The sequence below is a fragment of the Empedobacter sp. UBA7248 genome, assembly GCF_002472945.1.
Lineage (GTDB): Bacteria > Bacteroidota > Bacteroidia > Flavobacteriales > Weeksellaceae > Empedobacter > Empedobacter falsenii_C.
On sequence record NZ_DKSU01000009.1, the window covers coordinates 50,039 to 69,205 of the forward strand.

The following is a 19,167-nucleotide window of genomic DNA, read 5'->3' on the forward strand; positions in this document are numbered from 1 at the left end:
TAAAAAAAGCTAACCAATTGGTTAGCTTTTTTCGTTATTTATCTTTGATGATTGGTCTGATTAAGCCTTCTTGCGCAACGCTACAAATTAGTTCACCAGAACGATTGAACAAATTTCCTCTTGTAAAACCTCTTGTGTCATTTGCACTTGGAGATTCGACATTAACTAATATCCAATCATGCAAATTTGGTTCTCTGTGAAACCAAATCGAATGATCTAAACTTGCCATTTGTGTATTTCCAAAATGAGCTTTAGAAGCATGTGGTTTTATCGCTGTTGATAACAAATTATAATCAGAGCTATACGCAATTAATTGCTGAATAATAGGTAAAGGTAAATCTTCTGGAACATCATTAAAAGTTAACCAAACATTACTGAAATTAGGATAATCTTTTTTATCAAAAGGATTTACAAATTCAACAGGTTTAAAATCTAATGGACGCTCTGCTAAGACAAATCGCATAATTGATTTTGGTAAAACCGAACCAAATTGTTCTGCTACATCATTCCAACTCATTAATTCTTCTGGAGGTGTTACAACAGGCATTTCTTCTTGATGTTCGTAACCTTCTTGCTTCAATTGAAATGAACAAGCCATTACAAAAATCGGCACGCTGTCTTGCTTTGCAGTAACAACACGCGTACTAAAACTTCCTCCATCACGAAGATTTGCTACTTCAAAATAGATAGGTTTTTCTAAATGTCCAGGTAAAATAAAGTAGGAGTGAAGGGAATGACAAAAACGATCTGCAGGAACAGTTTGATACGCCGCGTGCAAAGCTTGGCTTACAACTTGTCCTCCAAAAACATTTGGACTTCCCATAAAAGAACTTTTCCCTTCGAATAAATTTTCTTCTAGTTTTTTGAGAGAAATTAATTCGATGAGTTCTTGAGTAGTTTTCATTATTAAGTTTAAAATTTCAAATTATTTAATTTCTGCACATTTTGTTCTAATGCACATTTATATTCATTTTTCATTCGATTGATTAATTCTTCGGTTGAAATAATATCATGAATTCCAGAAACTCCGTGTCCAGCAGACCAAATGTCTTTCCATGCTTTATGTCCATCTCCTCCAATTAATTTCGAAAAATCTTCTTCTTTCTTTTCGTCTAAATCAATTCCAGAATGTATAATACTTGGCTTCAAGAAATTTGCATTTACACCAGAAATTCCATCTGTATAAATCACATCTTCGAAAGTAGAATCGACTAACATTGTTTTATAATCTTGATCAGCAGACGCTTCTTTTGTCGCAATAAAACGAGTTCCGATGTATGCAAAATCAGCACCCATATTTTCGGCTGCTAAGATATCATTTCCGTTGTTCATCGCGCCTGCTAAAATTAAACATCCATCATAAAAAGTACGAATGTCATCAATCAAAGCAAAAGGATTAGCCGTACCAGCATGTCCACCAGCACCAGAAGCTACAGCAATAATTCCGTCTACACCTGCTTCAGCAGCTTTTTCGGCATGACGTTTTTTGATCACATCATGAAAAACCAAGCCTCCATAACTATGAACTGCATCTACAACCTGTTTTACAGCGCCAAGTGACGTAATAATAAGTGGTACTTTATATTTTGCACATAAAGCTAAATCACCTTCGAGACGAGGATTTGTTTTGTTAACGATTAAATTCACTCCAAATGGAGCCGCTTTTTTACCTGTTTCTTCTTCAAATTGTTTTAATTGAGAAGTGATATCAATTAACATTTGTTCGAAATCTTCGGCAGTTCTTCCATTCAAAGAAGGAAAAGTTCCGCATACTCCATTTTTACAAGCTTCTACAACTAATTCAGTTCGAGAAACAAGAAACATAGGCGAAGTGATTAAAGGTAAATCTAAACTATTTTTAAATTCTTGTAGGGTCATACTAAAATTTTTTTGATGTGGTATAGGATGCAATATAGTTATAAATTGAGTTATGATTTTCAGAAAATATTAATTTATTTGCATAAAAAAATCCTGAAATGTTTAATATTTTCAGGATTTTTTATTTGATAAAAACAATGTTCGATTAATTTAAATTCAGGATTATTGTTTGCTTCACACTATTTAATTTCAAAGCTGAAATAGATTTCGAAAACATTAATAATTTTTCAATCGTTGATTGTTTTGGTTCAAATTTTTCTGAGTAAAATTCAATCATAAAAACTTATTTACTTTATAAACGCTAAATAGATAAGTTTATTTTTTAATCGATTGTTAAAATAATGTTATTATTTTCGATAACTTTTCTTAAGTTGATAATTGCATAGCGCATTCTTCCTAATGCTGTATTAATACTAACATTTGTTTCTTCCGCAATTTCTTTGAAACTTAATTCTTTGAAAATTCTCAGTTCTAAAACTTCTCTTTGATCACTTGGTAATAAAGTTACAAGGTATCTTAAATCATTTTCAATTTGCTTTTTAATGATTTTGGTTTCGGAGCATTCGTCAGAATTTCCAATAAAATCGAAAATATTATATTCGTCATCATATTTTCCTACAGTTTCTCTAACAGCAGGCATTTTCTTAATATTTCGAAAATAATCAATAGTTAAATTATGCGCAATACGCATTAACCAAGGTAAAAACTTTCCTTCTTCATTATATCCGCCACTTTTTAGTGTAAGAATAACTTTGATGAAAGTATCTTGGAAAATATCTTCAGTGATATCTTTGTCCAAAACTTTTGAGAAAATGAAACTATAGATTCTACTTTTATACTTCTCAATTAAAATTTCTAAAGCATATTCATTACCATCAACATAGTCTTTGATTAGCAATGAGTCTTCTTCGTAATTCATAAGGTAGATAATTTGGTTTAGTAAGTAGATTTTTTATCTATAGGCTTCTTGTTTTTTTTTATAAGTGATTCAAATATAGTTAAAGTTTGAATCAAAACAAGTGAATTAACATAAAAAGTCTTAAAAAAGAATAAAGTTTTCTTAAAATTTTAGAAATCTAAACCAAAAAAGGCTATTCACTTATTGAGAACAGCCTTTTTGTTAATTATTAATTAAGAATTAAATCTTTGCGATGTGTTGAACTAAATCAACTACTTTGTTTGAGTAACCAATTTCGTTGTCATACCAAGCAACTAACTTAACGAAAGTAGGGTTTAGCATGATACCAGCTTCTGCATCGAAAATAGATGTTCTTGTATCACCTACGAAATCTTGAGATACAACAGCATCTTCTGTGTATCCTACAATTCCTTTCATATCTCCTTCAGCAGCTTCGCGCATTACTTTTTTGATTTCGTCGTAGTTTGTTTCTTTTGCTAATTTAACTGTTAAATCAACTACAGAAACGTCAACTGTTGGTACACGGAAAGACATTCCTGTTAATTTTCCGTTCAATTCTGGAATTACTTTTCCAACTGCTTTTGCAGCACCTGTAGATGATGGAATGATGTTTACCATTGCGCTACGTCCACCTCTCCAATCTTTCATTGATGGTCCGTCAACTGTTTTTTGAGTTGCAGTAGTTGCGTGAACTGTAGTCATTAAAGCTTCTACAATTCCGAAATTTTCGTGAATTACTTTTGCTAATGGTGCTAAACAGTTTGTTGTACAAGAAGCGTTAGAAACGATTGTATCTTCTGCTGTTACAGATTCGTGGTTAACCCCCATTACAAACATAGGAGTATCATCTTTAGAAGGACCTGTTAAAACAACTTTTTTCGCTCCAGCTTCGATGTGTTTTCCTGCAGTTTCTTTTGTTAAGAATAAACCTGTTGCTTCGATTACGATATCAGCTCCAACTTCGTCCCATTTCAAGTTTGCTGGGTCTCTTTCTGCTGTAACGCGAATTGTTTGTCCATTAACAATTAAGTTTCCGTTTTCTACTTTAACTTCTCCGTTAAATTTTCCGTGAACTGAATCATACTTTAGCATATAAGCTAAATAATCAACGTCTACTAAATCGTTAATACCTACGATTTCAATATCGTTTCTCTCAATAGCAACCCCGAAAACAAGGCTACCAATTCTTCCGAATCCGTTGATTCCAATTTTAATTTTTGACATAGTATATATAATTTCCCTTTATATTAAATGTTTAAATCGCTAAAATATTAGCTACTTTGATTAACTCTTCGTCAATCTCATTGTGTTTTTTGATGGCTTCATCTATCGCTGTAAATACAACTTTATTAGAGCGAATTCCTGCCATAAGATTTGTTTTCCCTTCTAATAAACCTTCTACAGCAGCAATTCCTAAACGACTTGCTAAAACGCGATCGTGACAAGATGGAGAACCACCACGTTGTATGTGTCCTAAAACAGTTACACGAATATCATATTCAGGATGACGATTTTGAACTTGTTTTGCTAATTCAAAAACTCCACCTAATTTTTCACCTTCAGCAACTACAACGATGCTTGATTTTTTTCCAGATTTTTCTGAACGTTCCAAAGAAGAACATAATTCTTCGACACTATCGCGTTGTTCTGGAATCAAAATATCTTGTGCACCTGAAGCAATTCCACTATTTAAAGCAATAAAACCTGCATCACGTCCCATAACTTCTACAAAAAATACACGATCATGTGAAGTTGCTGTATCTCTTAATTTATCAATTGCATCAATGACAGTATTCAAAGCTGTATCGTATCCAATTGTAAAATCTGTTCCAAAAATATCATTGTCAATTGTTCCCGGAATTCCAATAAATGGAACACCAAACTCTTGATGAAAGATATTTGCTCCTGTAAAAGAACCATCTCCACCAATTACAACTAAAGCATCAATGTTATTTTGTTTTAGATGATTGTATGCTTTTTGACGACCTTCTGCAGTTTTGAATTCTAAAGAACGAGCTGTTTTAAGAATTGTACCACCTTGATTGATAATGTTTTTTACCGAACGAGGTCCAAGTTCAATCATATCATTGTTAATCAAACCTTCGTAACCTTGACGGATTCCTACTGATTTGATATCGTAGTACTTACATGCTCTTACAACGGCACGTAAGGCCGCATTCATTCCAGGCGCATCACCTCCAGAGGTTAATACACCAATTCTTTTTATATTGTTTCCCACGTTTTTCCCTTTATTAAATCAAATATAATAAAAAATCAGAATATTATTATAATTGGTAGTATGAAAGATAAATTAATCTTCGTCGACAGGTTTTAACGTTCCGTCTGCAAAATCTCGTTGAAGAATAACGGCAATATACAAATCTTCTCGCGTTCGCTTCGGATCATAAGTTTGTTTTAGATCAATATTAAATGCGCCACTTGCTGCTTGATAAAGAAAAGCATTCAATCCGCCACGTAATTCTTTTATAATATCGTATGTTGTTTTATCGGTTTCTTTATAGATTAATTTAGTAAGAATTTGTCCTCGAGAGCTTGACATATTTTTTAATTGATTCTCAAATTGATCAGCCAAATCCTTTTGACGAGATTTAATAAAACGTTTTTTGTCTCGTCTTTTATCCATAGTTTGAATCGTATCCGATACATAATTATATTCTCTAACAGCAGTTCTTACATATGGCCAAACATCTCGAACGCGCTTTCTTAACCATAAATAATACTTTTTTTCTAAATCAGTTTTTAAATGAACCGAATAACTATTCATTTCATTAAGATGTATTGTGTCTAAAGGATTAAAAGCAAATTCATCTAAATTAATTGAATCATTTTTAATTTCTTGTGCAGGATTTTTTCCTCCTAAATCTAACCCAAAAATTTGAGCATTGACATTAGATAATCCAACAAAAGTAAGTAGTAAAGTTATATGATAGATATAAAATTTCATATCAGAATTAGTTCAAAAATTGTTCCTAAAATTAGTACATTTGTTAGATAAATAAACTAAAATGAGTACAAATAATTTGTTTGATCAACAATCTTTGGATTTTTTGACAAAATATTTAAATACAGCATCGCCTACAGGTTTTGAAAGCGAAGGACAAAAAGTTTGGATGGATTATATCAAACCATATGTAGATGAAGTAAAAACAGATAATTACGGTTCTGCTTATGGTGTAATAAATCCTGAAGCGAAGTATAAAGTTGTGATTGAAGCGCATGCTGATGAGATTTCTTGGTTTGTAAATTATATTTCTGATGACGGATTGATTTATGTGATTCGTAACGGAGGATCAGATCATATGATTGCGCCTTCTAAAGTGGTTAATATTCATACCAAAAAAGGAATTGTAAAAGGAGTTTTTGGTTGGCCAGCTATTCATTTGCGTCAAGCAGGAAAAGACGAAGCACCGACTCCAGATAAAATTTGGATTGATACAGGTTGTACATCGAAAGAGGAAGTTTTAGAACTTGGAATTCATGTTGGTTGTGTGATTACTTATCCTGATGAATTTTTTACGTTGAATGACCGTTATTTTGTTTGTCGTGCGATAGACAATAGAATGGGAGGGTTTATGATTGCTGAGGTTGCACGTAAATTGGCAGAAAATAAAGATCAATTAGATTTTGGTTTATATGTTGTAAATGCGGTTCAGGAAGAAGTTGGATTGCGTGGAGCGGAAATGATTACGCAAACAATCAAACCAAATGTTGCGATTATTACGGACGTTACACACGATACTACAACTCCAATGATTACAAAATCGAAAGAAGGGGAGCAAAAATGTGGTGATGGCCCAGTTGTTTATTATGCGCCAGCGGTACAAAATAATGTACGCGAATTAATTATTGATGCAGCTGAGAAAAACAATATTCCTTTTCAGCGTGCGGCTAGTTCTCGTGTAACAGGAACGGATACAGATGCTTTTGCATACAGTAATGGTGGAGTACCTTCGGCTTTAATTTCGTTGCCGTTGCGTTATATGCACACAACTGTTGAAATGGTTCATCAAGCTGATGTAAAAAATGTTATCGAGTTGATTTACGAATCAGTGAAAACAATTAAAAACGAGCAAAGTTTTAAATATCATACTGTTTAAAATATAAAGTGATTAAAAAAGAAAAGGCTGTCGTAAGACAGCCTTTGTTGTTATTTCGCGTGTCTATCAACTTCAAAGATTCCAAAAACATTGTTATCAGTATCCAAAAAATAACCTTGCCAACACATTCCAGGAATTGCAAATTTTGGCATAGCTATTATTCCTCCGTTTTCAAGGATTTTTTGAGCTGTTTCATCAAAATTTTCTACTTCCATGGTACAAGTAAAAGCATTTGTACCGCAGTTTAGAGGAGGTGTTTCGGCAGGACGCTTAAACATTCCACCTTCCATTCCAGATGTATTGATACGATAATATTCGAGCGGTAAACCTTCTTGTTTTACAAAACTCCATCCGAAAACATTTTCATAAAAAGTCATGCATTTCTGCGGATCATTTGCTTGAATTTCAAAATATACAATGCTATTCATTTGTGGTAATTTTTCAATCATTGAATTTAAATTTAGTAAAAATTTGTTCAGAAAATCATTATTCAATCAAATATTAGAATAAATCTTTTGAGAATGATTATTTTTATACTTTAAAAGAAATAAGATGAAAATTGAATTAAATAGAGTAAATCAGGCTTCTCACTATGAAGCGACAGCACCAAGTTCTTCTGTAAAAGTAAATATTGATGGACCAGAATCGATTGGAGGAGAAGGAAAAGGAGTTCGCCCGATGGAGTTGGTTTTGATTGCTTTGGGAAGTTGTAGTGTTTTTGATTTGAATGAAATATTGAAGAAACAACGCCAAGAAATTGAAGATATTAAAGTTGAGGTTGAAGGTCAGCGTCGAGATGAAATTCCAAATATTTTCACGAATATTCACATCAAATTTTTCTTGAAAGGAAATATTGATTTAGATAAAGCAAATAAAGCTGCTGAATTGGCGGTTAAGAAGTATTGTAGTGTACATGATATGCTTGCAAATGGAGGAATTGATATCACCTATGAAATAAATGTAAATTAATATGAAACCGAGCAACTTAGCTCGGTTTTTTGTTTGTAAATACTTAATAATTACTATTAGTCCTTTGTAAATACTTATATCCGTTTAATAAACATTTTTCTGATTTAATATAGTTAACTTAATTGTAAATAAATGATTTTCAGTGGTTAAATTGTATTTTTTCATATTGTTCTTCATCATTTCATCTATTACTTTATCTGCTCAAACAAATTTTGATAAAGGTGATCTTCTTGTTTTTGCAATAAACTCAAATGTGAATTCTTCCTGCTCTTCAAATTATTATAATTCAATTGAATTTGTAGACGAAATTTTTATCCTTACACTAAAAGAAATTTTACCTAATACTATTATTTATCTCACTGATAATGGTTGGCAACGAAAATATAATAATTATTTCGGTACAACAGAAGGTGTGATTAAACTTACAATGAAAACTGGTTTTTCGATAGATAAAGGTCAAGTTTTTTCAATCAAAATTCCAAATAGTTATACAGAAGTTAACTTGAATTCAATAAATCCTAATTGGCAAATTATAAAAGTCACAAATGGAGGATTTAATGTTGCTTTAGTCGATCAATTATTTATTTTTAATAATGGTAATTGGAATATGGGTACGACAGAAGATCATAAAGGTTTTTTTGAGAATTCTAAACTAATTACAGCTTACAATAATAAATTAGAATGGGATAGTTACTTGGACATTCCAAGTATAGAAACGACTAATTCTGGTTTGCCTGGAGATGAAATTGATGATAATATAACAATCAAAGATTTTCATCTTACAATTGATCAAAATTCTGCTTATAATTATTATTCTAGAAGTAAAACAGAAGCTTCTTCTAATGAATGGAAACTACGTTTGTTAAATCCTGAATATTGGTCGAAAGCTAATAATTGTTCTAATTTTCAATCCATAAATAATTTAGAAAAATTACTCGTTAATGATGAAATTCAAGAGTTTGAGATTTGTAAAAACGAGAATATCATACTAAAAGTAGATGAGAATTCTATTGTTGAATATCAATGGTTTGAAAATAATTTGCCTTCTAATGAAAATGGAATTCTGATTAATGGCGCGATTAATTCTACATATATTCCATTAACTTCAATTGCAAGTGATAAATATTACTATTGCGAATTGAAATATACATTAAAATGGATTTCAGCTGGAATAAATAAAGATAATGTATCTGTTTTGAAATCCATTTTATATAAAGTAAAAGTTTTAGAAGAACCTAAAATAACATCAATCAAAATGAATTAATCAATTAAACTACATATATGAAAAGAAATTTTACTTTTAAAAGTCTTGCATTTCTTACTTTATTTATAGTAAGTTTTAAAACGCAAGCTCAAACTCCGATAAAAACATTTTATGCGGATGGAAATGTAGCTACTAAATCGCTATCTGTTGATACAGAATCACCAAATGGCGCTTCATCAGATGGAACTGAAGAGTCTTGGTACAAATGGACATTAAACAATGGTGCGACTTATTATTCAGCTTCATCAACAAATGCTCCGACTGGATCTATTAACCATGATACAAATAAAGCTGATATCACATGGAATGCAACTTGGCCAATTGCTGGCGGAAACCCAATGGATTTGATAAAAGATTATAATGTTATAGCAGAAGAGTTTAATAGTTGTCAAACTACTTCAACAACAGATTCTAAGACAGAGATTAATGTGAAATTGGTTAAACCTGATATTCTAACAATCGATTCTGATACAGAAATTTGTGGCTCTAGTACAGCTACATTTACGCTTTATGGGACGCCTGGCGGAATTGTATATTACTCAGTTACAGGTTCTGCAACGCCGACAGGTTCTGCAATAATTGATCAAACAGGTAAAGTTGATATTCAAATTGTTTCAAATGGTTCTGGTGATATTGTATTAACAACAACTAAAGTAGAATTTAAAGCAGATCAACCTTCAAATCCTACGAGAACAGAAACGTTTGAAAATTTGATAATGACAGCAGGAAATTTTAAAACAATTCCACTAAAACAAGCTCCTATAATTTCAGAAATTGTATTCTAAAATAAATTGTCAACTCATGGTCAAAAATATTATTCAAATAAAATAGTCTTAATAGGTTTACTGCTTCTTTCGGGAGGCAGTCTATTAGGTCAGCAAAAATTATGTCCTGCCTCTAAACATCAATATAGTGTAGATTTGGATGAAAACTTCGGCAACGGAACTTTAGGTTCAAGCTATGTTTGGAAAGTTTTGGAAAGTAATTTTTCAGGAAGTTATTTACCAATTACAACATCGGGAAATCAAGTAGAAATTGATTGGCAAAATACACCTTTGGGCGTTTATACGTTGAAAGTTACGGAAACCAATAGTTGTGGTTCTTCTACGCAAGAATTACAGGTTACAATTTCCGAAGCAATACAAATAGATTTAGCGCCAATTTATTATTTCTGTCCAGATTTTAATTCAATGACGATTACTGCTCCAAGTGGTTTTTATGAATATAATTGGTTTGATGAACATAACAATTTGGTTTATTCGTCTGCTTCACCAACTTTTGTTGTAAATCAGTCTGGTAAATATCGTTTGGAAGCTAAAATAGGAAGTTGTATTTCGATTGGAGAAACGGAGGTTCAGTTAGTAGAATTTCCTTCGATTTTGGTGAATACCGATTTAGATAATTCAATGATTATCGTTGCTAGTGGAGGAAATACATCTGTTTACTATCAATTAGAAGATGAAAATGGAAAAATAATTTATAGTTGGAAAGATTCTAATACGTTCAGAAATGTAGCTGCGGGTAAATATATTGTTCGAGTTAAATCTAAAAATGGTGAGTGTTTGACAGAAATTCCTGCCGAAGCAATGATGATTACAAATGTGATTACGCCAAATAATGATGGAATAAATGACAAGTGGGATTTGAGTAAATTGTTAAAAAGTTATTTAAATGCAATTATTGAAATTTATGATCGTTTTGGTAAAAAAGTAAAAACGATTACCAATGCAGAGCATTTTATTTGGGATGGAAAAATTGCTGGAAAACCAGTTCCAACTGATAACTATTGGTATGTAATCAAGTTAAATGACAAACAAACTAAATCTGGTTCAATCTTAATTAAAAATAAATAATTCATTAATTATTAATTGATAATAAAAAAGGTCTTTCGAACGAAAGACCTTTTTTCAATACATACATTTTCAATTAAGCCTCAACAGTAGTTAAAGCTTCTTGAAAGATATTAACTTGCGCTAATACTTTATTTTTTAATTCATCATTTACAATTTCACTATTTTGGAAATTATCGTTGAAAGATGGGAAAGTAGTACTTGCTACAATTTCTCCACTTGCAAACATTCCAAAATATTTTGTCGCAACTTCCATTACATTTCCTCCACCATAAGCACCTGGAGATGTACTTAATAACAATACTTTTTTATCTTTCAAATATGGCATTTCGATACGAGAAACCCAATCCAAAATGTTTTTCAATGCAACAGAAAAGTTTCCATTATGTTCTGCCAAAGAAATTACAACACCTTCTGCATCTTTTATTTTATTGTAAAAATCTTGTGCTTTTTGTGGAAAGCCATTTTCTAATTGACGATCAATAGAATAGATAGGCATCTCGAAATCATTGATGTCAACTAAATCGATTTCTGCATTTTCGATTTGATTTAAAGTATAATTTAATAATTCTTTATTGATTGATTTTTTGCTGTTACTACCAGCGAAAGCTAAAATTTTCATATTCTTATTGAGTATTTTTATTTTTGATGAAGCAAAGTTATTGCAAGCAACTATAAGTTTTATTGACCTATGTTAGGAAAAGATAAAAACTTATATTTTTTTTATAAACTCATTTATTTACCGAATAATTACAGTTTAAGTTCTTCTAATAGTAAAGTAACTTAACTCATCAATTGTTTGTTGATAGAAGTAGAGCTGTTACTTCCAGTAAAAGCTTTTATAATCTTAGTTTTTATCTTAAGTTATTGTTTTTTTGTGTGTAATAATTGCGCGTATTCTGTTGGTCGAATCCCCGAAACTTTCTGAAAAATATTACTGAAAGATGATAACGAATTATACCCAACTAACATTGCAATTTCGTACATATTATATTTGTTTTCAGCAATCAATTCCAATGATTTTGTGATACGTAATGCACGTAGAAAACGAACATAATTCATTCCCATATTATCTTTGAATTTTCGGGATAATGTTCGTGTGCTCAACCCAAATTGTTGCGCAACTTCATCTATTGTATAGTTTTTTTCTATATTTTTCATCAGAAATTGGGCAATATCAATCAATTTCTGATCTTTTGGAAATGGATGCTGAATAAAAGCGGGTAGTTTGTTTGATTCCATTTCGGGTAAAATAGATCGTATGGCTTTTACAAAGTCATATTTTGCAGGATCTTTTTCTGAAATTGATCCACTCCAATTTTTAGTATACAAAATCATTTCCCTTAACAATTCATTCGTGTAATAAATATTTGTAATCGAATAAAAATCGTTTTCTTCTTTTTCAGTCTTAAAATAAAAATTATACAAATCGCCTGTTTTACTATTCGTTAAGATAGAATGTGGCGTATTTGCAGGAATCCACATAAAACATCGCGCAGGTAAATACCAATGTTTATCGTTTACAAAAACGTGTACAATTCCGCCTTCTGCATATAATAATTGTGCTTTTTTATGCTCATGTACGCGAGTTCCTATCGTATCTAAATGTGCATGTTGTATATAAAAATGGACTTTAGATTTGTCAACTTCGTTAAAAAAAAACTGATCAAACAACATTGTTTTTATACTTTTATAAAGTGAAATATTTTGCTTTTGCAAATTACTTTATTTTGGCGTAAATGAGCAAATTATTTTCTTTTTTTATCAAGAGGGTAAACATGTTTTCAATGTAACTTTGCATCACTAAAAATCAATAACAGACTTATAAATAATACAAAATGATATTTAAATTCGTTAAATATCAGTTGCTTACATTGTTGTTAATGCTGAGTGGGTTGAGTTATGCTCAAAATGAAATAGACTATAACCAACTGAAATTAAGCAAAGCAATTGAAATTGGACTTCAAAATAATAAAAAATTACAAATTAGCGCTTTAAAAACTAATATTGCTGAATTAAAAGAGAAAGATCTTAAAAACGAAAAATTACCAGATGTAGACTTTCACACTGGTTTTAATGTTTTGAGTAATTTACGCCAATTCGAAGACGGTGTTCTAAAACCTTCTACAAAATATGCTGTTCCTCGTGTGAAATATGATTTTACACTTTCGGCAGAAATTCCAATTTATTTGGGAGGAAAATTAAAAAATGACGAGAAAAAATCTGAAATAGAAACTAATATTTCGAAACTACAAGTTCGAAAAGATGAGCGAGAATTAAGAATGCAAATTATCACAGCTTATTTACAAGCGTTGCATTTACAAGAGCAACAAAAGTTGATTTCGGATAAAATGAGAGAAGATTCAGTTGTGATAAAGCAAACAGAATCCTTGAAAAAAAATGGTTTGGTAACGTATAACGAAGTTTTGAGAACTGAATTGCAGTTGTCAAATCATAAAATGTCTTTTACGGAATTGGCAAATGAAATTTCGATTATCGAACATCAAATCAAAACAATTTTGGCTTTACCAGAAAATCAAGAAATGCATATTGATACCAATGATTTGTTTACAAATGAAGAGCATTTGGGTTTAGTTGATGAAATGATTTTGGAAGCAATGGATCAAAGTGAAAGTTTGAAAATTGCGAAAGATGATTTGAATTTGAAAGAAATTGATAAGAAAATTACCAAAGCCAATACATTACCAAAAATAACTGCTGGTGCTGAATATGGATATAATTATCCAAACTTTATGTTTTTTCCTCCAGAAGAATATTTGTACAGATTTGGTTCTGTTGGTGTAAATGTTTCGATTCCGTTGAGTAATTTTTTCAAGAATAAACAAAAAATGCAAATCGCAGATCGTAACATTTCAATTGCAAAATTAGAAATAGAAGAGAAAGAAGAACAAATTCGACACGATGTTTTTGCAGCGAATAAACGATTAGAAGAATCGATCGATAAAATAAAAATTGCTGAAGAAGCAATTGGTCAGGCTAAAGAAAATTATCGAATTGTTCGAACAAAATATGTCAACAAATTGAGTTTGATTACAGAACTTATCGATGCGGATAACGCTTATTTAGAGGCTCAATCGAATTTGATTTCATTGCAAATCAACAAACAATTAAAATACTATCAATTACAATACATTTTAGGAAACTTATAAAAATGGGAAAACAACAGACAAAAGGAGAAAAACGAATGAATAGAACGCTTTCGGCGATTGCTTGGATTTTTATTATCATAGGAATCACTGCAGTGGCTTGGTTTTATTTCTTTTCGAGTTCACATGTCAATACAAATGATGCGCAAGTGCGACAATATATTACGCCAGTTTCGAGTAAAGTTTCTGGTTTTATCAAAAAAGTAAATTTCGAAGAAAATCAATTTGTGCACAAAGGTGATACGCTTGTTGTGATTGACAATAGAGAGTTTCAGAACCAGATTGATATTGCAGAAGCAAATTTAGAATCGACTTCACAATCTGTTCTAACCTACGAAAAAGCTGTTGACACAAAATCGAGTGATGTTAATATTGTTAATGCAAATATAGAAGCTGCTAAAATAGAGGTTTGGAGAACGGAAAAAGATTATAATCGTTTCAAAAATTTAGTGCAAGAAGATGCTGCAACTGTACAACAATTTGAAGAAGTTGAAGCAAAATATAAACAAGCAAAAGCAAGTTTGAGTGCTTTGGAACAACAACGTAATGCAGTGAATGTTAGTGCATCTGCTGAACAAACAAAAGTTGCACCTGCAAAAACTCAAATTTTACAACGAAAAGCCCAATTGAATGATGCCAAACTTACTCTCTCATATACCTATGTTGTGGCGCCTTACGATGGTTGGGTTGGAACAAAAAATATACAAGAAGGTCAGTTAATAAAAGAAGGGCAAGCCTTGGTGCAAGTGGTTTCGAAAGAGAAATGGATTGTTGCGAATTTTAAAGAAACGCAAATTGGAGAAATCGATTTGGATCAACCAGTTATTATAAAAGCAGATGCCTACAAAAACATTGAGTTTGAAGGAAAAATTGAATCTCTTTCGCCAGCTTCTGGGTCTGAGTTTGCTTTGATAAAACCTGATAATGCAACAGGGAACTTCGTGAAAATTGAACAACGTTTTCCTGTAAAAATAATTCTGAAAGAGTCTAAAAATAACGAAAAATTACGTACCGGAATGAATGTAAATGTTTCCGCAGAAAAAGTAAATTAAATAAATGTCACAACAAAATTCAATATTCAATAAATGGGTTCCGCAAAAATTGGTTGTGCCAATTTTTATCCTTGCGCTATTTCCACACTTGATGATTTTGACGATATTCAACATGAATAGTACGTTTACAGCATCATTTTTGGATTTGGAGGTCGACGATTTGCAGTTCCTTTTTTCGATGGCGTATGCCACTATTGTTTGTGGCTTATTTATTCACGTTCGATTTTTTCACTTTTTCAATATCAGAAGTTATCTGCTAACAATGACCATGCTTAACATTTTGGTGTTGTTTGGAATGACATTGACAACAAATACAGAATTGATTTTGATTCTGCGTTTTATTCAAGGACCTTTATCGCTTTTCGAAGGTTGTATTTTGTTGCCAATCATTATGTCGAATATTAAAAGTGAACATTCAAAATTGATTGCTTATTCGTTTTTGTACGGCGTAATGTTAACGGGAGATAAATTCACAACTTCTATCGTGAAGTTTGCGATTGAGAATTATAACCACAATATGATGGTGTATACGATTATGAGTTTTCATGTTGTTGCATTAATTATTTATGTATTTTTCTTTAATCACAACAGAATGTTTCCTAAAAAACCATTGTATCAATTAAATTTAGGAGGAATTTTCTTGATGATTATTTCCTTAATTTCTGGTGCATTTTTCTTGATTTATGGAAAAAAATATTATTGGTTCGAATCGCCAATTATTATCATAGCATTTGCATCAACACTCGTTTTTAGTGGCTTATTTTTATTGCATCAAAAAACAGCCAAACGACCTTTGTTTCATTTTGAGATTTTCAAATCAGAACGTGTCATTTTAGGAATATTAATGTTTTTTGTTTTCTATACTTTACGTGCAGGAATGAGCAATATTTACCAAGTTATGTCAACAGTTTGGAAATGGCAATGGGAATATGTGTTGCAGATTCAATATTTTAATGTGGCTGGTTCTATCATTGGTGTTGTGTTTTCATTTTTTATGGTTAAGAATAGAGTCGATTTTAGAAAAATATTTTTTCTTGGATTTGTACTTTTAGCCATGAGCATGTTGTGGTTTAGTTATTTGTTTTATCCAGATACAAAAGTCGAGGCAATAGCGCCAACATTGATGTTAGAAGGAATTGCGCAAGGTGTTATTTTTACGCCATTAGTGTTGTATATTACAGGTTCTGTACATCCTTCTATTACTGGTAGTGCGGCACAAGCAGGTACGGCAATTCGTTTTTGGACTACAACAATTGGTTTTTCGTTAATGCAAAATGCAATTTTATATTTGACGACTAAACATCAATTTTTGATGACCAAAAATTTAGATAAAACGAGTCCTATTTTCCAACAACAATGGAATAATTTGTTCAATAAAAATATTGCGAATCATCTTCCAAACGAAGCAGAAAGTATTACTGCTGCAGCTTTAAAAGCAAAATTGTACAACCAAGCTTTGTTGGTTAGTAATATTGAGATTTTCCGAACATTGTTTGTTGTGGGAATTATCGCAGCGATTTTTGTAATTCTTTATCAACCGATAAAAAATAGACTTTTACATCGTTAAAATAATTTTTATATATTACTTTTTATTTAATTGACGTATTTGATTTAATAGAATCAAGTACGTTTTTTTTATTACAAATTTTTAAAAATGAATGTTTTATCTAAATTATCCCGTAAAAAGGAGATATTATAAAGTTTTTTAAATTTAAAAATGGCGTAAATGAACAAATTATATTCTCAAATAATCAACTTGTTTTTCTGAGACAGCACTTACTTTTGCCATCAAAATAAATCAAACGAAAAATAATTAATGTTATAGAAAATATTAATTTTATTTTATTGATTTTAAATTTGTTATAGTTTTATAGAAATGAATCATCGTATTTTAACGATTTATTATTCAGAATCACATTTTAGCCTTTTGACTTTTCTCAGGCAGCTTCCTTTTTTTACTTTTTAGGTAAGATAATCACGAAATCAATAAAATATTTTTAATTAGACAAACTTTCGAATGAATGTTTTGAACTTGATTGTAAAATTGAATAAATAACTCAATGCACAATCAACATCCCATTTTCAAGAAATGGATACCAGAAAAATTGGTGCTTCCAATTCTCATTGCCGCGTTGATTCCGCATGTGATGATTCTCTCACTTTTCAATATGAATAGTACGTTTACAGCTTCATTTCTAGATGTTGATGTAGACGATTTACAATTCATTTTTTCTTTGGCTTACGCAACAATTGTATGTGGGCTTTTTATTAACGAACGGCTTTTTCAGTTCTTTAATATTCGCTCCTATTTATTGTTTATGACGATTATCAATATTGTATTAATGTTACTGATTTCATTGACAACAAATACGCAATTGATTTATTTGCTTCGTGTGATACAAGGAACAACATCTTATCTCGAAGGTTGTATTATTGTTCCGCTAATTATGTCGCGTATAAAAGGCGAATATGGACGGTTATTAGGAAATACGTTTTTGTATGGATTTATGATGACGGCTGATAAATACACAACCTCTATTGTAAAATTTGCCATCGAAAATTATAATTTCAATATGGTGATTTATACTGTTATCTTTTTTCATGTTCTATCATTATTGATTTACGTATTTCTTTTTAGTCATGGTAGATTATATCCCAAAAAACCTTTGTATCAGTTGAATTTAGCTGGTTATTTTTTGATGATGATGTCATTAATAGCAGGAGCTTTTTTATTGATTTATGGTAAAAGATATTATTGGTTCGAATCGCTTTATATCGTTATTGCGTTTGCTGCAATGCTTATTTTTTCGGGCTTATTTATTTTGCAACAATTAACGTCTAAAAAACCGATTTTCCATTTCGAGATTCTTCGCTCCGAAAGAGTTATTGTAGGTATGTTGTTGTTTTTTACATTTTATATTTTCAAATCGAGTATGAGTAACATTTATCAAGTAATGAATGTTGTTTGGAAATGGCATTGGGAGTTTGTTTTGCAAATACAATATTATAATTGTGCCGGAATTTACATCGGAGCATTGTTTGCTTATTTCATCATCACACAATTTCAAACACAATATAAATATGTATTTCTTGGAGGATTTTTTTGTTTAACGTCTGCCATGTTGTGGTTTAGTTACATTTTGGTTCCAGATACGCGTCCGAATGCAGTTATTCCGCCATTATTGATGGAAGGAATGGGACAAGGAATGTTGTTTGCACCAATTTTGCAATATATGGTATGTTCTGTACACGCTAATTTTTCTATGAATACTATGCAAGCAGCAGTCGCAATGCGTTATTGGTCGTCGACAATTAGTTTTTCGATTATGCAAAATGCAATTCTTTTCTTGACGACTAAACATCAATTTTTGATGACGAAAAATCTAGATATTACCAATACAATTTTTCAAGAACAATGGAATAATTTATTCAATAAACACAATACAACTCATTTAGTAAATGAATCGATCAGTTTGACAGCGACTAATCTAAAATCTCAATTGTATAACCAAGCTTTATTGATTGCAGATATTCAAATTTTTAGAACCTTATTTTATTTCGGAATTGTAATGATGGTTTTTATTATGATTTATAATCCAATCAAAAACGTTTTACATCTTAGGAAAAAGAGAAAAGAGAGTCATTGATTCTCTTTTTTTCTAGTATTTATTTCTGCATTTATTTTCGCTAAACCTGTTATAAGAGGAATAAAAGTTACAGAACATGATAATAAAATAACGAATGTTACATTGATATCATATTTGTTTGTCATTTTCAGAATTAATAGAATAACTGCTATAAGTAATAATGGGATTTGAATGCTAAGATTTAGTTTGTTAACTTTTTTTCTTTTTTCATTTAATTCTTCTAATGTTAATTCGCTCAAAGATTTTTCTTTGTTCATTTTAATTGTTTTATTAAAGATAGTAAAATCAAATTAAAAAATAGAT

19 protein-coding genes are annotated in these 19,167 nt (G+C 30.9%); 9 read left to right on the top strand and 10 right to left on the bottom strand.

Annotation, left to right across the window (positions count from 1 at the left end; all coding sequences use genetic code 11):
* Nucleotides 1-34 precede the first annotated feature (34 nt).
* From B4A23_RS10095 to B4A23_RS10120, 6 genes are all read right to left on the bottom strand, one after another.
* Entirely contained in the window at nt 35-904 is an 870-nt protein-coding gene (locus B4A23_RS10095; RefSeq protein WP_286485614.1) for an acyl-CoA thioesterase, read from the bottom strand.
* An 8-nt stretch (nt 905-912) separates the two neighbouring features.
* Complete coding sequence (locus B4A23_RS10100; protein WP_291119589.1) at nt 913-1,878, bottom strand: NAD(P)H-dependent flavin oxidoreductase; 966 nt, start codon at nt 1,876-1,878, stop codon at nt 913-915.
* 322 nt (nt 1,879-2,200) lie between these two features.
* Nucleotides 2,201-2,797 carry an RNA polymerase sigma factor gene (locus B4A23_RS10105; protein WP_286501237.1) on the bottom strand — a complete coding sequence of 199 codons (597 nt, stop codon included), beginning with the start codon at nt 2,795-2,797 and terminating at the stop codon, nt 2,201-2,203.
* Between the two features lie 219 nt (nt 2,798-3,016).
* Complete coding sequence (gene gap / locus B4A23_RS10110) at nt 3,017-4,021, bottom strand: type I glyceraldehyde-3-phosphate dehydrogenase (protein WP_180906387.1); 1,005 nt, start codon at nt 4,019-4,021, stop codon at nt 3,017-3,019.
* A gap of 31 nt (nt 4,022-4,052) precedes the next feature.
* On the bottom strand, nt 4,053-5,036 hold the full coding sequence (pfkA, locus tag B4A23_RS10115) for a 6-phosphofructokinase (protein ID WP_280049289.1): 984 nt from the start codon (nt 5,034-5,036) through the stop codon (nt 4,053-4,055).
* 72 nt (nt 5,037-5,108) lie between these two features.
* A complete protein-coding gene (locus B4A23_RS10120) occupies nt 5,109-5,762 on the bottom strand; it encodes a DUF4294 domain-containing protein (RefSeq protein WP_115001112.1) in 654 nt (217 codons plus the stop codon).
* A 61-nt stretch (nt 5,763-5,823) separates the two neighbouring features.
* Between B4A23_RS10120 and B4A23_RS10125 the strand changes: the two genes are divergently transcribed.
* A complete protein-coding gene (locus B4A23_RS10125) occupies nt 5,824-6,915 on the top strand; it encodes a M42 family metallopeptidase (protein WP_219034484.1) in 1,092 nt (363 codons plus the stop codon).
* A 50-nt stretch (nt 6,916-6,965) separates the two neighbouring features.
* Here the strand turns inward: B4A23_RS10125 and B4A23_RS10130 are convergent, their stop codons facing one another.
* A complete protein-coding gene (locus B4A23_RS10130) occupies nt 6,966-7,343 on the bottom strand; it encodes a VOC family protein (protein WP_291119594.1) in 378 nt (125 codons plus the stop codon).
* A gap of 124 nt (nt 7,344-7,467) precedes the next feature.
* Here B4A23_RS10130 and B4A23_RS10135 point away from each other — a divergent pair, with 124 nt between their 5' ends.
* From B4A23_RS10135 to B4A23_RS10150, 4 genes are all read left to right on the top strand, one after another.
* The gene (locus tag B4A23_RS10135) at nt 7,468-7,884 is read left to right on the top strand and encodes an OsmC family protein (RefSeq protein ID WP_038336062.1); all 417 of its coding nucleotides are present in this window, start codon (nt 7,468-7,470) and stop codon (nt 7,882-7,884) included.
* Between the two features lie 166 nt (nt 7,885-8,050).
* Nucleotides 8,051-9,148 (top strand): hypothetical protein, encoded by a 1,098-nt coding sequence (locus B4A23_RS10140; protein ID WP_291119597.1) that lies wholly within the window; start codon nt 8,051-8,053, stop codon nt 9,146-9,148.
* 17 nt (nt 9,149-9,165) lie between these two features.
* A complete protein-coding gene (locus tag B4A23_RS10145) occupies nt 9,166-9,933 on the top strand; it encodes a hypothetical protein (RefSeq protein WP_291119600.1) in 768 nt (255 codons plus the stop codon).
* 6 nt (nt 9,934-9,939) lie between these two features.
* Nucleotides 9,940-11,001, top strand: a complete 1,062-nt coding sequence (locus tag B4A23_RS10150; RefSeq protein ID WP_291119603.1) for a T9SS type B sorting domain-containing protein — start codon at nt 9,940-9,942, stop codon at nt 10,999-11,001.
* Between the two features lie 73 nt (nt 11,002-11,074).
* Here B4A23_RS10150 and B4A23_RS10155 read toward each other — a convergent pair whose 3' ends face one another.
* Nucleotides 11,075-11,620: an NADPH-dependent FMN reductase gene (locus B4A23_RS10155; RefSeq protein ID WP_291119606.1), complete on the bottom strand. Its 546-nt coding sequence runs from the start codon at nt 11,618-11,620 to the stop codon at nt 11,075-11,077.
* A 242-nt stretch (nt 11,621-11,862) separates the two neighbouring features.
* Entirely contained in the window at nt 11,863-12,717 is an 855-nt protein-coding gene (locus tag B4A23_RS10160; protein WP_291119608.1) for an AraC family transcriptional regulator, read from the bottom strand.
* Nucleotides 12,718-12,836: 119 nt separating this feature from the next.
* Between B4A23_RS10160 and B4A23_RS10165 the strand changes: the two genes are divergently transcribed.
* The 4 genes from B4A23_RS10165 (at nt 12,837) to B4A23_RS10180 (ending at nt 18,864) form a co-directional block, all read left to right on the top strand.
* Nucleotides 12,837-14,168 carry a TolC family protein gene (locus B4A23_RS10165; protein ID WP_291119611.1) on the top strand — a complete coding sequence of 444 codons (1,332 nt, stop codon included), beginning with the start codon at nt 12,837-12,839 and terminating at the stop codon, nt 14,166-14,168.
* Between the two features lie 2 nt (nt 14,169-14,170).
* The gene (locus B4A23_RS10170) at nt 14,171-15,217 is read left to right on the top strand and encodes an HlyD family secretion protein (RefSeq protein WP_219034486.1); all 1,047 of its coding nucleotides are present in this window, start codon (nt 14,171-14,173) and stop codon (nt 15,215-15,217) included.
* A gap of 4 nt (nt 15,218-15,221) precedes the next feature.
* Entirely contained in the window at nt 15,222-16,784 is a 1,563-nt protein-coding gene (locus B4A23_RS10175; RefSeq protein WP_291119614.1) for a hypothetical protein, read from the top strand.
* A gap of 493 nt (nt 16,785-17,277) precedes the next feature.
* Entirely contained in the window at nt 17,278-18,864 is a 1,587-nt protein-coding gene (locus B4A23_RS10180) for a hypothetical protein (protein ID WP_291119617.1), read from the top strand.
* On the opposite strand, the gene B4A23_RS10185 is transcribed toward B4A23_RS10180, so the two are convergent.
* Nucleotides 18,858-19,121, bottom strand: coding sequence for a hypothetical protein (locus tag B4A23_RS10185; RefSeq protein WP_291119619.1), 264 nt, complete (start codon nt 19,119-19,121; stop codon nt 18,858-18,860). The two genes, B4A23_RS10180 and B4A23_RS10185, sit on opposite strands and share 7 nt — an antisense overlap.
* Nucleotides 19,122-19,167 lie beyond the last annotated feature (46 nt).

Coding starts and splice junctions, on each gene's coding strand:
- B4A23_RS10095 (WP_286485614.1), bottom strand. CDS start 904: ATGAAAACTACTCAAGAACTCATCGAATTAATTTCTCTCAAAAAACTA.
- B4A23_RS10100 (WP_291119589.1), bottom strand. CDS start 1,878: ATGACCCTACAAGAATTTAAAAATAGTTTAGATTTACCTTTAATCACT.
- B4A23_RS10105 (WP_286501237.1), bottom strand. CDS start 2,797: ATGAATTACGAAGAAGACTCATTGCTAATCAAAGACTATGTTGATGGT.
- gap (WP_180906387.1), bottom strand. CDS start 4,021: ATGTCAAAAATTAAAATTGGAATCAACGGATTCGGAAGAATTGGTAGC.
- B4A23_RS10120 (WP_115001112.1), bottom strand. CDS start 5,762: ATGAAATTTTATATCTATCATATAACTTTACTACTTACTTTTGTTGGA.
- B4A23_RS10125 (WP_219034484.1), top strand. CDS start 5,824: ATGAGTACAAATAATTTGTTTGATCAACAATCTTTGGATTTTTTGACA.
- B4A23_RS10130 (WP_291119594.1), bottom strand. CDS start 7,343: ATGAATAGCATTGTATATTTTGAAATTCAAGCAAATGATCCGCAGAAA.
- B4A23_RS10135 (WP_038336062.1), top strand. CDS start 7,468: ATGAAAATTGAATTAAATAGAGTAAATCAGGCTTCTCACTATGAAGCG.
- B4A23_RS10145 (WP_291119600.1), top strand. CDS start 9,166: ATGAAAAGAAATTTTACTTTTAAAAGTCTTGCATTTCTTACTTTATTT.
- B4A23_RS10155 (WP_291119606.1), bottom strand. CDS start 11,620: ATGAAAATTTTAGCTTTCGCTGGTAGTAACAGCAAAAAATCAATCAAT.
- B4A23_RS10165 (WP_291119611.1), top strand. CDS start 12,837: ATGATATTTAAATTCGTTAAATATCAGTTGCTTACATTGTTGTTAATG.
- B4A23_RS10170 (WP_219034486.1), top strand. CDS start 14,171: ATGGGAAAACAACAGACAAAAGGAGAAAAACGAATGAATAGAACGCTT.
- B4A23_RS10175 (WP_291119614.1), top strand. CDS start 15,222: ATGTCACAACAAAATTCAATATTCAATAAATGGGTTCCGCAAAAATTG.
- B4A23_RS10180 (WP_291119617.1), top strand. CDS start 17,278: ATGCACAATCAACATCCCATTTTCAAGAAATGGATACCAGAAAAATTG.
- B4A23_RS10185 (WP_291119619.1), bottom strand. CDS start 19,121: ATGAACAAAGAAAAATCTTTGAGCGAATTAACATTAGAAGAATTAAAT.